Annotated in this window: 11 protein-coding genes; 8 read left to right on the forward strand and 3 right to left on the reverse strand. The window is 27.5% G+C overall.

Annotated features, from left to right (window positions below; genetic code table 11):
* Nucleotides 1–35: 35 nt before the first annotated feature.
* The 3 genes from ETU08_RS10405 to ETU08_RS10415 all read right to left on the reverse strand — a co-directional run bounded on the left by ETU08_RS10405 (nucleotide 36) and on the right by ETU08_RS10415 (nucleotide 3,530).
* The gene (locus ETU08_RS10405) at nucleotides 36–953 is read right to left on the reverse strand and encodes a phosphatase domain-containing protein (protein ID WP_146262961.1); all 918 of its coding nucleotides are present in this window, start codon (nucleotides 951–953) and stop codon (nucleotides 36–38) included.
* 75 nt (nucleotides 954–1,028) lie between these two features.
* Nucleotides 1,029–2,225, reverse strand: coding sequence for a DNA ligase-like domain-containing protein (locus tag ETU08_RS10410; protein WP_260391088.1), 1,197 nt, complete (start codon nucleotides 2,223–2,225; stop codon nucleotides 1,029–1,031).
* Between the two features lie 336 nt (nucleotides 2,226–2,561).
* Nucleotides 2,562–3,530 carry a hypothetical protein gene (locus ETU08_RS10415; protein WP_260391089.1) on the reverse strand — a complete coding sequence of 323 codons (969 nt, stop codon included), beginning with the start codon at nucleotides 3,528–3,530 and terminating at the stop codon, nucleotides 2,562–2,564.
* 192 nt (nucleotides 3,531–3,722) lie between these two features.
* Between ETU08_RS10415 and kdsA the strand changes: the two genes are divergently transcribed.
* From kdsA to ETU08_RS10455, 8 genes are all read left to right on the forward strand, one after another.
* Nucleotides 3,723–4,541, forward strand: coding sequence for a 3-deoxy-8-phosphooctulonate synthase (gene kdsA / locus ETU08_RS10420; protein ID WP_146262962.1), 819 nt, complete (start codon nucleotides 3,723–3,725; stop codon nucleotides 4,539–4,541).
* A 141-nt stretch (nucleotides 4,542–4,682) separates the two neighbouring features.
* Nucleotides 4,683–6,044: an oxygen-independent coproporphyrinogen III oxidase gene (gene hemN, locus ETU08_RS10425; RefSeq protein WP_185145321.1), complete on the forward strand. Its 1,362-nt coding sequence runs from the start codon at nucleotides 4,683–4,685 to the stop codon at nucleotides 6,042–6,044.
* A 132-nt stretch (nucleotides 6,045–6,176) separates the two neighbouring features.
* Nucleotides 6,177–7,571, forward strand: a complete 1,395-nt coding sequence (locus ETU08_RS10430; RefSeq protein ID WP_146262964.1) for a hemolysin family protein — start codon at nucleotides 6,177–6,179, stop codon at nucleotides 7,569–7,571.
* 75 nt (nucleotides 7,572–7,646) lie between these two features.
* Nucleotides 7,647–9,236: a bacillithiol biosynthesis cysteine-adding enzyme BshC gene (gene bshC, locus ETU08_RS10435; RefSeq protein WP_146262965.1), complete on the forward strand. Its 1,590-nt coding sequence runs from the start codon at nucleotides 7,647–7,649 to the stop codon at nucleotides 9,234–9,236.
* 34 nt (nucleotides 9,237–9,270) lie between these two features.
* Nucleotides 9,271–10,881 carry a LysM peptidoglycan-binding domain-containing protein gene (locus tag ETU08_RS10440; RefSeq protein WP_146262966.1) on the forward strand — a complete coding sequence of 537 codons (1,611 nt, stop codon included), beginning with the start codon at nucleotides 9,271–9,273 and terminating at the stop codon, nucleotides 10,879–10,881.
* 19 nt (nucleotides 10,882–10,900) lie between these two features.
* Nucleotides 10,901–11,782: an ACP S-malonyltransferase gene (gene fabD / locus ETU08_RS10445; RefSeq protein ID WP_146262967.1), complete on the forward strand. Its 882-nt coding sequence runs from the start codon at nucleotides 10,901–10,903 to the stop codon at nucleotides 11,780–11,782.
* A 109-nt stretch (nucleotides 11,783–11,891) separates the two neighbouring features.
* Nucleotides 11,892–12,590 carry an ABC transporter ATP-binding protein gene (locus tag ETU08_RS10450; RefSeq protein WP_146262968.1) on the forward strand — a complete coding sequence of 233 codons (699 nt, stop codon included), beginning with the start codon at nucleotides 11,892–11,894 and terminating at the stop codon, nucleotides 12,588–12,590.
* A 14-nt stretch (nucleotides 12,591–12,604) separates the two neighbouring features.
* A complete protein-coding gene (locus ETU08_RS10455; RefSeq protein WP_146262969.1) occupies nucleotides 12,605–13,831 on the forward strand; it encodes an ABC transporter permease in 1,227 nt (408 codons plus the stop codon).
* Nucleotides 13,832–13,833: the final 2 nt, after the last annotated feature.

The raw sequence follows: 13,833 nt of genomic DNA on the forward strand, positions 1-13,833 counted from the left end.
TATAAACAGCTTTTTTTATTTTATTTAAAAATTAATTAGAAATCTCCATAATTGACTTGAAAACAAGTAATTTTTAAATTTTTTCTCCACATATCTACTACTTGATTCCTGTCGTCCAAAACAAATTCAATATAATAGTTATTATTAATATGAGTTTCAAAAATTTCCTCTTTAACAATAGCATCTTTTCTCTTGTCCAAAGTTTTACGCATCCATAATTCGTTAAATGGAATTTTATATTTATTTAAAAACTCTAAAGTAGGCTCTTTAAATCTATCTTCCCGTCCAGAAACTAGTAATATTTTGTACCCCAGTTGCGCATAATTCTTTAATAAATTACCAATGGGTTCATTTAAATGATCGTCATTGCATTTGGATGCATCAAACGGATTTCTTCCATGAATCAATGCTAAAGTTCCGTCTAAATCGCAGATGATAGCTTTGGGTAAATCGGCTTTCTGTTGGCGGATTTCCACTGGTAGATTTTCAATTTTTGAACGAATTGAAAAATCAAATTCATTTTTTAAAATTTCAAATTGTGAATACATTTTATTTAAAACTTTTTCAGGTATATATTTACCAGTTTCTTTGTAACGTGTTTCACATCGTTTTAACAATTCATTTTTTTCAATATCAAACAATTTAAAAGATATATCTGCTCGCGAATTGTATTTTTTTATATAATTATCTATATATTCTTTTTTGCAATGGGTAGCATCTATTAAAACATTTATGTTTTTATTCAATAAAGCCGAGATTGAAGCATCAACCATTTCGGTGATTAAATTTTCTTGTTTATCTGAAAGATTTCCTTGAGTAAAGTTCATCATTCGGAAATCATCTCTACTTACTCTCATCCAATTCTCTTCTGTTCTTAAAAAGTATTTAGCAAACGTGGATTTTCCACTTCCTGGAGGTCCCACTAGTAACAATATATTTAAATTTTTTTTCATTTTTTATATTCCAATTGGTTAAAAAATATATAATATTTAAGTTATAAAAAAATTGGTTCAGTGTTATTTATAAACTTACAATCTTAGATCCAATGTACCTTCTACCCTCTCACCCATAATTCTATCGTATACTAGGTTTTTGAAATAGTAATTTTCTTTGTTAATTTGTATATAAGGTACTTTCAATAAATCCCAATTAATCATCCAATCTTTGATAGAACATTCCAATTTTTTATTAATTTTTCTTTTGTTTAAATAGTATGGATAATCCTCTAAAAAATTAATACCGTAAATCATGGTTAAGTAATGATCATTTCTAACCTTTAATGCAGGTGCAACTCCTTTAATAAATGCTTTACGTGGTTTGATAATGATTCCTTCTTCATTTTCATTACTTAAATCGTTGAACCAGTGGTAAATTTTTTCTTCTGCTATCTTTTTATCTTTTTCTGTTTTTATGGAAATGTGTAAAAAATAGTCGTCATTCACATCCTGATAACTTAAATTATCGTTGACAAAAATTTCGGATTCGTCTTCTTTTACAATTTTTAGAATATTAAATGGCTTAAAATATATATCTTCCTCTTTTCCAAAATGCGAAATTTGTTTAGAATAAATATCAATTGCATTTTTATAATGATCTAAATTTTTCACCCAAAAATTTTCTAAAGAATTGTATTGTCTAACTATATGTTCGGGATATTTTTCTTTAATCTCTTTAGAAGAATGGTTATTTCTAAATTGGATGTAATTTTTATAATCTGAGGATTGTTTTAAGGCTTCTATTTTTTTATAAACTTCAGAGTTCTTTAATACTTCAAAATGATTTTCATGAATATATAAGTAGCCCCCAAATTCATTTTCAATTAATCCTTTTCCTAAAACACTCCAAGGCATCAATTCAGATTGTATAATTATATATTCAATCCCATTCCAATCCAATCGAGAATGTAATTCCTTAAAGGCTTGTTTAGCCTTATCTAAATCTATATGTTCAATAATATAACCATTTCTACTAACAAAATAAGTTTTATTTAAATCTTTATGCAAATAAATGTCACAATAAGATCCCATATATTTCTTTTGCACAATCAGTTCTTCAATACCATTTTTTAAATAATATTGAATAGCTTCGTATGGACTTTCAATTTCATTTCTTTCCATAGACTTAGGTGCGGGTGAAATTGTGGGTGAAAAGGCATTTACTTTATTTTCACAAAACCAATCGATGCGATTTTTTAGTTTACTTAATTCATCCGTTTTTTCCATCATTTTTTAATTTTTAGTAATTATTGCTGCTTGTGTTGGTTGTGTTCCGTTTAATTGATCTCCTATACCGAAAAATTCTACATTTAATCCAATTTTGCCTTCCAGACATTTGTATATAAAAGATTTAAATTCTTTAGAGTTTAATTCAAATTTATGATCGTCGTGCCTAAATTTTAAATTTTCAAAATAATAGGGATTAAAATCAGAATTTGGAGTTGTAATAAATATTTGATTGAAGTTAAATGTTAGTGCTTGCTTAATTAATTTTTCAGCCTCATTTAAAGTATTATGTTCAATGACTTCAGTTAGAAGAATATTTACTTTTTCTTGAATTATAACTTAATCTAAGGAAGTATAAAAATGCAAATTTCCTGTTTTAAATCTTTCTGCCATTTTACCTGCCATCGATGAAAATTTCTCATCTTTATCTATAGCAATATATGAGGCTGTAAAATTTTTATTCATCATTCTTTTATAATAGATAAATTCGCCACAACCAATATCTACGATAGGTGTATTTATATCTAGTTGAGAAGTAATGAAATTTATACGATCTGCATGAGTACTATACCAAGTAAGATTAGCTTTAATATGATATTTATTCAAGTAATTTTCAAAAATGGGCTTAAAATTTAAAAATTGCTTTTCAGATTTTACCGCTCTTTTAATAAATAGATAAAATACGAAATATGGAACTTCATCAATATTGGTTAATATGCGTACATATTTTTCAGCAAAATCATCAGTGATATAGGTGAATACGCCATAGTTATTGGTTATATGAACAAACAAGGCAATAAGGTTCAGCAAATTTAATGCTTCAAATACTGATTTCGCTGTAATCTTTAAACTAAATATTTTTCCGCTTTTATGTGATATTTCTACACCTGTAAAATATCTGGACAGTAGAAATTCATCATTTTTATACCAATTGGAATCAATAAAGAAAGTTGGGATTTCTATAGTGCATTCCTTAACATCTGCTTCCCCTTGCGATATATTTAACCAATGGATGGATTTATTTTTATATTCGTTTTTTTCTTTTAGAAGATGAGAAAATAATTCTTTAGAAATATCTAAAATTACGAGTGGACTACAATAACTTTGAAAATCTATTTGATTACTGCTTTCTGGCAAATAGCTGTATTTAGAATCCTGAAATATAATTTCGTATTCGTTTGAATTGACTACATTGCCCACAATAATGCCCTTTTTAAGGGGTTTAAAATATAAACCTAAATCTGTTTGTGGATTTTTATAAAGAATATCTAGCAGATATTCATTTTCACTTTTAATTTTGATAAACATAACTTTATTATTATGATGCAAACCTAGAACAGATTTACGCAATCTTAATACGTAGTTAATTTTTTCTTGAAATTTTTAAGTAGATGGTCTGATTATTTCTTATACTAGTATATAAGGTTGAAATTCACGTATTATTTTCACTGAATTGTATTGAACATCATATTAATTGGTAAATTTGTTAAAAATTACTAAATGAAAAATAGTTTATATCACATACCAAAAATTAAAAATACCGATAAAAACAATTTTGTATTAATAGCAGGTCCTTGTATTATTGAAGGAGAGCAAATGGCTCTAGATATTGCGGGTAAAGTTATTGAAATCACAGATAAACTAGGGATTCCTTACATTTTTAAAGGTTCGTTTAAGAAAGCAAATCGATCACGTGTTGATAGCTTTACCAGCATTGGGGAAGAAAAATCTTTAGAGATTTTAAAAAAAGTTGGAGAAACCTATAATATTCCTACAACTACAGATATTCACGAAAATGAACATGCTGCTTTAGCTGCAAAGTATGTAGATGTTTTACAGATACCTGCCTTTTTAATCAGACAAACCGATTTATTAGTTGCAGCAGCTAAAACAGGTAAATATATAACATTAAAAAAAGGTCAATTTCTTTCTCCCGAAGCTATGCAATTTGCAGCTCAAAAAATCAAAGATTCTGGAAATGAAAATTATGCCATTATAGACAGAGGTTCTTCATTTGGTTATCATGATTTAATTGTGGATTACCGTGGTATTCCAACCATGAAACAATATGCACCCGTTATATTAGATGTTACCCACTCATTACAGCAACCCAATCAAACTTCAGGAGTAACCGGAGGACGTCCGGATATGATTGAAACCATAGCCAAAGCGGGAATTGCTGTAGGTGCTGATGGTATTTTTATTGAAACCCATCCGCAACCCTCCAAGGCGCTTTCCGATGGAGCTAATATGCTAAATATTAATTTATTGGAAGATTTATTAGGAAAATTAGTTAAAATTAGAAAAGCTATATTATAAGTTTCGTATTAACCATAAAATTTTAAAGTTATTCATTTATAAATATTTGTATTGTAAATATTCTTAGCTAAGTATAAAAAAAGTTTTACTTGAAACATACTAAAATGGTAATAAATATTATAATTAAATAACTTTGCGATGATGCAAAACAACTTGATTCAAAAATATAACGTTCCAGGCCCCAGATATACAAGCTATCCTACTGTTCCTTATTGGGATTTGGATACTTTTACACAAAATAAATGGATAGATTCATTACAAAAATCTTTTATTGAAAGTAATAAAAAAGAAGGTATTAGCTTATATATTCATCTACCATTTTGTGAAAGCTTATGTACCTTTTGTGCTTGTAATAAGCGAATTACTAAACAGCACAATGTTGAGCTTCCTTATATTCAGGCTTTAATAAAAGAATGGAAGTTATATCTTTCCATACTTCCAGAAAAACCTGTAATAAGAGAAATACATTTAGGAGGAGGTACCCCTTCTTTTTTTTCTCCTAAAAATTTGTACTATTTACTAAATACTATTTTGTCGAGTTCAATTATACACCCCAATAAAGAATTTAGTTTTGAAGGACATCCTAACAACACAAGTCAAGAACATTTACAAACTTTGTATGATTTAGGATTTAGACGTGTGAGCTTTGGGGTTCAAGATTATGATACGGAAGTACAAAAAGCTATACATAGATTTCAACCTTTAGAAAATGTAAAAAAGGTAACCGAATGGGCAAGAAATATTGGATACGAAAGTATTAGTCATGATTTAGTTTTTGGACTTCCATTTCAAAATTTATCTAAAGTTTTAAATACCATTGAAATAACTAAACAGCTTCATCCGGATAGAATTGCTTTTTATTCCTATGCTCATGTTCCTTGGGTAAAAGGTGTGGGACAAAGAGGTTTTAAAGACGAAGATTTGCCTAGTGGTGAGGAAAAAAGGGAGCTATATAAGAAAGGTAAAGAAAAATTAGAAGAGATGGGATATTTTGAAATAGGAATGGACCACTTTTCTTTAAAGACTGATTCCTTATACCAGTCGATGATGGATAAAAATATTCATAGAAACTTTATGGGATATACTTCATCCTCAACCCAAGTTATGATTGGTTTAGGAGTTTCGTCAATTTCTGACAGTTGGTATTCTTTTGCCCAAAATGTAAAAACTCTTGAGGAATATTACGATAAAATTAATAATCAAGAATTACCCGTTTTTAAAGGACATATATTAAATGAGGAAGATTTAAGCATTCGTAAACATATACTAAATTTAATGTGTTTGCTTGAAACTCATTGGGACGCGGAGGATTTAATTCATCATCATCCAGATATTTTTGAACGATTGCAGGAATTTGAGCAAGATAAATTGATATCCTTAACTTCAAATTCAATAAAGGTTAATGAAAAAGGCAGACCCTACATTCGTAATATATGTATGGCTTTTGATTTGAGGATGATGAGAAAACTTCCTCAAACTCAATTATTTTCAATGACTGTATAAATAATTTTTTAATATAATTTTTATGTTGAACACTTATTTGATCAAATAAAAAATTAGATTTTTTTTACAATATTTAGAATAAATTGTTTTGAATTAATAAATTTGCACTAGTTTTATATAATTAAAATTTTTATGGATGATTTACCCCTGAGTATATTGTTTACTGTACTTAATGTAACTGATACTATTTCACTACCTAAACTATTCTTAACCATATTCTTAGTACTTTTAAATGGTTTTTTTGTTGCAGCAGAATTTGCAATTGTAAAAGTTAGATCTTCTCAGATAGTAGTTGAATCTAGCCAGAGTCCAAGAAAAGCAAAAGCAGCTAAAACAATTGTCAATAATTTAGATTCCTATTTGGCAGCAACACAACTTGGCATTACGCTAGCCTCATTAGGATTGGGATGGGTAGGTGAAAGTTCTTTAACTCCAGTCATTTATAAAACCTTTACTTTTATTGGGTTTATAGGTAATGAATACGCAGAAATAGCTCGTAAAATTTCTTTTCCTATAGCCTTTATTATTATTACTATGTTACACATAGTATTCGGAGAGCTTGCGCCTAAATCATTAGCCATTCAATTTCCAACTAAAACAACCTTTGCAGTTGCATGGCCTTTAAAACTTTTTTATGCCGTTTTTAAACCCGTAATTTTTATTATGAATGGTTTAGCTAGTATAATTTTAAAAATTTTTGGAATCAGACCTATTCACGGTTCAGACATTCATACAGAGGAAGAATTAAAAATGATTATCTCTGAAAGTCAAGAAGGTGGAGCTATCAAAGAAACAGAAAGGGAATTAATACAAAATGTTTTTGATTTTGATAATCGAAGAGTGGGTTATATAATGATGCCTAAAAAAAATGTTTCTGCCATAAATATAGATTCTCCTATTGAAGAAATTATAAAATATACCTTAGCTGAAGGCTATTCAAGATATCCGGTTTATGAGCATTCTATTGAAAATATCAAAGGAATTTTATATACAAAAGATTTGTTTAAAGCTTATACTAGCTATCAAAAGAATCTAAAAATTAAAGAAATTTTACGAATACCTTTATTCGTTAGTGAGACAGCATTAATAAAAAATGTATTAAAAACTTTTCAGCAAAAACACTCACAATTAGCCATTGTAACCAATGAATTGGGAGAATTCTCCGGTTTAGTAACCCTAGAAGATATATTGGAAGAACTAGTGGGTGAAATTCAAGATGAGTACGACAATGAAGAACCTATAGTTGTTAATGTTTCTAAAGATATTTATATTGTAAATTCTCACAATAAAATATCGGATATAAATAAATTCATTCCCTACCCTTTTGAAGAAAATGAACACTATGAAACATTAGCTGGATATATTTCGGAAAAATACAATGAAAGGGAACTTAAAGTAAATGATATTATTGATTTAGATGAATATAAAGGTAAAATTTTAAAGATGTATAGAAATTCTGTTGAATCCATACAACTTAAAATTATCGAAGATCTAAATAATGATTCTAATACTACAGAAGCTGGCTAAATAAAATATTATTAGGTAATGATTTTCTAAATCTTTAAATTAATACAAATTAATTTTATCGTAAATTTGAAATTAATGGAAAATCAAATTAATATTTCAGAGATTCCTTCTATTAATAAACTTGTAAAGGATTATTTAAATAAAGAATCATTTGTAAGATCTTTTTATCATCAAGATTTTAATTATCAAAATTTAATAAATCAGTCCAAAGAAAAAATAAATAATTATCTCCATAGAGAAACTCTAGTTTATGAACTCAGTGAACAGCTGAGTAAAATACATTTATCTGATAAGCAAAAATTAAATTTAGAGAAACTTTCTTTAAAAAATACGGTAACGATTACTACCGGTCACCAATTAAATTTAATGTCTGGACCTTTATTTTTTATTTATAAAATATTACACGTAATTAAATTATGTGATTTTATGAATAAAAATCAAAAAGAAATTTATTTTGTTCCGATGTTTTGGATGGCTACGGAAGATCATGACTTTGAGGAAATTAATCATTTTTATTTTAATAATAAAAAAATAGAATGGAAGGATCAATTTAAAGATTATGTAGGAGAAATACCAACTACAAGCTTAGAAGATGTTCTACATCCTTTTCATGAAAAATTAAAATATTTTCCAAAGGGAAGACAACTTAGAGAAATTATTGAAAATTCTTATTTTACATCAGAAAATCTTGCAGAAGCTACTCAGAAATTTGTGCATAGGTTATTTAAAGATTATGGTTTACTATTTATTGATGGAAATAGTAGAAATTTAAAAAAGCTTTTTGTTCCATTCATCAAAGATGATATAAAATATCAAAAGTCATTTCATGAAATTTCGAAAACAATTAATTTATTAAAAGATAATTATAAGATACAAGTTAATCCTAGAAATATAAATTTCTTTTATAGAGACAATCAAGAAAGAAAAAGAATTGAACCTGTAGGTAATAAATATAAAATTGTAGATACTAAAAAAACTTTTAGTTCAGATGAAATTGTAAAAGAGTTAGATTTATTTCCGGAGAAATTCAGTCCCAATGCCTTATTAAGACCTGTTTATCAGGAAGTTATATTGCCCAATGTAGCATATATAGGTGGAAATGCGGAAATTGCCTATTGGTTGGAATTAAAAAAATATTTTGATGAACAAAATTTAATCTATCCTATTCTTATCCCACGTAATTCAGTTCTATTGTTAAATAGTATTCAGGAGAAAAAAATGCAAAAGCTTGATTGGAAAGGAATTAATATTTTTGAATCAAAAAAGAAAATTATAGATTCTTTGGTGAATCAGCTCTCCACTAATAAATTTGATTTAAAAAAATATGAAAATCAACTTAAAAATATTTTTAATGATCTTATTCATGAATCAATAAATACAGATTCTACCTGGAGAGATATGATTCTAGCCCAACAAAAAAAACAATTGAATGGTTTAAATAAGATAAATGAACGATTTCATAAAGCTGAGCGGTTAAAATACAATGAATATATATCAAACTTTGAAAAATTGTATATGGAAATTTTTCCATACAACCAGTGGCAAGAAAGAATTATAAATTTTTCAGAGTATTACGCCAATATGGGAACTGATTTTTTTGATCTTATATATTCAAATATTAATGAATTTGAATCTGTAATTTCAATAGTAAATATTGATAAATAATTTATTTACATTTGTACAAATTATATTAACTAAAATGAAAAAATTTTTTATTTTACTATCTATATTATTATTATTTAACGCTTTTATTTTTGGACAAAAAAAACAACACATAGTAGAAGCAAAAGAAACTCTTTATGGTATTAGTAAAAAATACAATATTTCTATTGAAGATTTAAAAAGAGAAAATCCTAAACTTTTGGAGAGAACACCCCAAATAGGTGAAAAGCTCTCCATTCCTGAAAATAATACGTCTAATAAAGTTTCTAATTCAAAGAATGTTGAATTAGAGGAAAATTCTAATAATAAAATTTCAGAAATTGGTTCATCTAAGGGAAATAAAACCAACAGTGAAAACATTTCTAAAGATGATATCATAGATAATATTGTTAGACAAAATTTAAATGAGCCAAATTATATTTATATAACTATAGAACCTAAAGAAACATTATATTCATTAAGTAAGAAATATAATGTGTCTATTGAAACAATTCAAAAACTTAATCCTACCATGGACATTCATGGACCTAAAATTGGAGAGGTTTTAAAATTACCTAATAAAAACTCAAAACTTAAAGAAAGAAAAGTTATCAAGTCAGATACAATATTAAATGAATCGAAAAATACTAGTTTACCCTCAGATTACTATTCTAAAGATGCTATTAATGTTGTTATGATTCTTCCTTTTCAATCTAAATCGAATAAGGAAAAAGAATTAGCATTGGATTTTTATTCAGGAGCTAAATTAGCCCTTGATTCTTTATCAAACAATGGAAAGAGATTTAACTTAAGTTTAATTGACAATAGTGATGGAACTAATTTTGTTGATATGATAAATTCTTACGATTTCTCAACTACAAATTTAATTATAGGGCCTTTATTTAAATCTGATTTAATTAACGTAGCAAAAATTAATAAAAATATACCTATAATTTCCCCATTTACATCTAGTGATGAGTTGGATGACTATTCTAATATTGTTATGTATAACACTAAAGAGCAAACATTAATTGAAAAATTGGCGGATGAGCTTCTTAAAAAGTATGATGGAGAAAAAACCTACATCTTATACGATGAAAACAATTATCAAAATGCCTTATATTTACAATCTCTTATTTTAAGTAGAAAAAATAATGCAGAAGTTATATTAACGCAAAATGCACAAGAGATTAAAACTGAGCAAAATTTAGTTACGGATGAAACGGAAGATATTTATGCGGTATTAATTTCTGATAAAGAAAGTCTTACTCAACAGTATTTAGACCAATTATTAGAACTGAACCAAAGCAATGTATTTCCTATTTCATTAAATTATTCCTATCTATTTGATTTACCTAAATATTCAAACCAACTACTACAGATGGGGCTTTTATATTCGGATACTAATTACGTAAATGAAAATGGATTTAATGAAGAAAAAACACTCAATTCTTACAAAAAGAAATTCTGTGAATCTTTAAATAAATATTCTGTTTCAGGTTTTGATGTAACTTATGATATATTAAACCGTATAGATTCTAAAGGTAATCTAGCCGATCATTCCATGAAAATAGAACGAAAGCAATTAAGTAATAAATATTATTTTAATAGAGTTAAAAAGAGTGGAGCTTGGACAAATCAAGGAGTTAGAATTATAAAATTAATGTAATAAAAAATATATAAAATTTATGAATTCATTAGTATTTCCTGGACAGGGATCTCAGTTTCCCGGGATGGGTAAAGATATCTATGATAGTAGCTCGGACATTAAAAAATTGATGGATTCTGCCAATGAAATATTAGGTTTTGATATTTTAGATATCATGTTTCATGGAACAAAGGAACAACTGGTTCAAACGAATGTTACACAGCCAGCGATCTTTATTTATTCTGTAGCTATTTCTAAAACAATCAATAATTCGAATATTAATATGGTTGCTGGACACTCTTTAGGAGAATTTTCAGCATTAGTAAACAATGGTGTACTAACCTTTGAAAATGGTTTAAAACTAGTTTATCAAAGAGCCTTAGCTATGCAAGAAGCTTGTGAAAAAAATCCTTCTACCATGGCAGCAATATTAGGTCTATCTGACCAAGTTGTAGAAGATATTTGTAAAGAAATTTCTAAGCCTGATTATATAGTAGTGCCAGCCAATTACAATTGCCCCGGGCAATTAGTAATTTCAGGACATGTGGAAGCCGTTCAAGAGGCTTGTGAAAAATTAAAAGAAGCTGGAGCTAAAAGAGCTTTAGTGATTCCTGTGGGAGGTGCATTTCATTCCCCCTTAATGAAACCCGCTCAAGACCAATTAGAAAAAGCCATAAATAATACCACTTTTTCATCCCCTACTATACCCATATATCAAAATACAACCAATACTTCTGTTACAAAAGTTGAAGAAATTAAAGAAAATTTAATTCAACAGCTTACCTCTCCAGTAAATTGGACAAAACTTGTAAATCAAATGATTTTGGATGGTTGTTTAACATTTAAAGAAACTGGACCAGGAAAAGTTTTACAAGGATTAATTAAAAAAATTAATAACTCAGTAGAAGTTAATAGTTTATAAAATTACAAAATTCTTCAAATTCAAATATTCTATATAAGTTTTATAAATAAGTAACAATTTTAAAAATATTGCTACTTATTTATAAAGCAATACTATAGTTATATTTAAAATGAATCTAATTTCATTAAAAAATGTGCATAAATATTATAACACTGGGAATAATAATTTGCATGTATTAAAAGGTATTAATCTAGAAATAAAAGAAAGTGAGATGGTTGCTATCATGGGTTCATCAGGATCAGGTAAATCAACCCTGCTCAACATTCTAGGAATATTAGATTATGCTGATGAAGGAGAGTATTTTTTGAATCAAGTTAAGATTGATAATCATTTAAGCGAATCTAAGGCAGCAGATTATAGAAATAAATTCTTAGGATTTGTTTTTCAATCCTTTAATTTAATTAACTTCAAGAATGCCATGGAAAATGTTGCTTTGCCCTTATATTACCAAGGGGTTAAGAGATCTCAAAGAAATTCAATAGCTTTAGATTATTTAAAAAGAGTGGGCTTATACGACAGAGCTACTCACATGCCCAATGAACTTTCTGGGGGACAAAAACAAAGAGTAGCAATTGCAAGAGCTCTAGTTACTCATCCTAAAGTTATTCTAGCAGACGAACCTACTGGAGCTTTAGATAGTAAAACTACTTACGAGGTAATGAAGTTTTTTCAAGAAATAAATATGGAAGGTAAAACCATATTAATAGTTACTCATGAACCAGAAGTAGCAGCACAGTGTAAAAGAATTGTACATTTAAAAGATGGAATTATTGAAAAAGATGAAATCATAGATCAAATAAAACTTTAATAACAATTAATACTATGTTTAATCTAGATCGTTGGCATGAAATCTTTTATTCAATTAAGCAAAACAAATTAAGAACCTTTTTATCTGGATTAACCATATCTTTAGGATTGTTTATATTTATATTACTTTCTGGAATTGGTAATGGTTTAAAAAATGGATTTTCACTTCAATTTATACTAGACTCCCCAAATCTAATTAGTTATATTCCAGGAATTACTTCAAGGGCTTATGCCGGTTTACAAGAATATAGAACCATTATTTTAAAAAATGAAGATTTAGATTTAATTAATAAGAATTATTCCAATCAATTAAAATATAAAACATCAACTTCGTCAAGCTCAGAAAATGTTTTTTACAAAAATGAGTCCGGAAATTATTCTATTATTGCCACTTATCCTGAAAAAAAATATATTGAAAAAATTATCATTACTTCCGGTAGGTATTTAAACAATTACGATTTACAGAACGAGTCTAAATTTGCTGTTATTGGTCGCCTAGTGCAAAAAGATTTATTTAAAAATGAAAATCCTCTAGGTAAATATATAAATATTGGAAATACAAATTATAAAGTCATAGGTGTTTTCAACAATAAGGATGGGGATAATTATGAAAGAATTATATATATACCCATTCGAACGCATCAAAACCAAAAATCAAATACAGATATTATTAATCAAATTGATGTTGTCTATAACGATAACATATCACCTACTAAAGCTATTGAGCTTGGAGAGAACATTAAAACAACTTTAAAAACAAAACTAAAGATTTCTAAGGAGGATAATAACGGTTTGATTGTAAGAAATAAAGCAGAAAATATGGAAAAACCTCTCGCTTTTTTCAATGTTATATCCTTTCTAGTATTGTTTATAGGTTTTGGAACCATAATGGCTGGAATTATTGGAATTAGTAATATAATGGTTTTTATTGTTAAAGAACGAACCAAAGAAATTGGTGTTAGAAAAGCACTTGGTGCACATCCTTGGAATATTATTGGTTTGATTTTGCAAGAATCCATATTTATAACTTTAATTTCAGGGATTTTCGGAGCTTTAGTAGGTATATTAGTTTTGAATCTTATTAAAGATCGTTATGTTGAAATTTTAATTATTAACCCTTCTGTTAGTTGGAAGTTAATTTTATATGCCACTTTAGCTCTTGTAATATTTGGAGCCATTGCTGGATTTATACCAGCTAGAAATGCAGCAAAGATAAAACCTGTGGAAGCATTAAAAGATTAATA

The sequence above is a fragment of the Apibacter muscae genome, assembly GCF_007845635.1.
In the GTDB taxonomy this organism is placed as follows: domain Bacteria; phylum Bacteroidota; class Bacteroidia; order Flavobacteriales; family Weeksellaceae; genus Apibacter; species Apibacter muscae.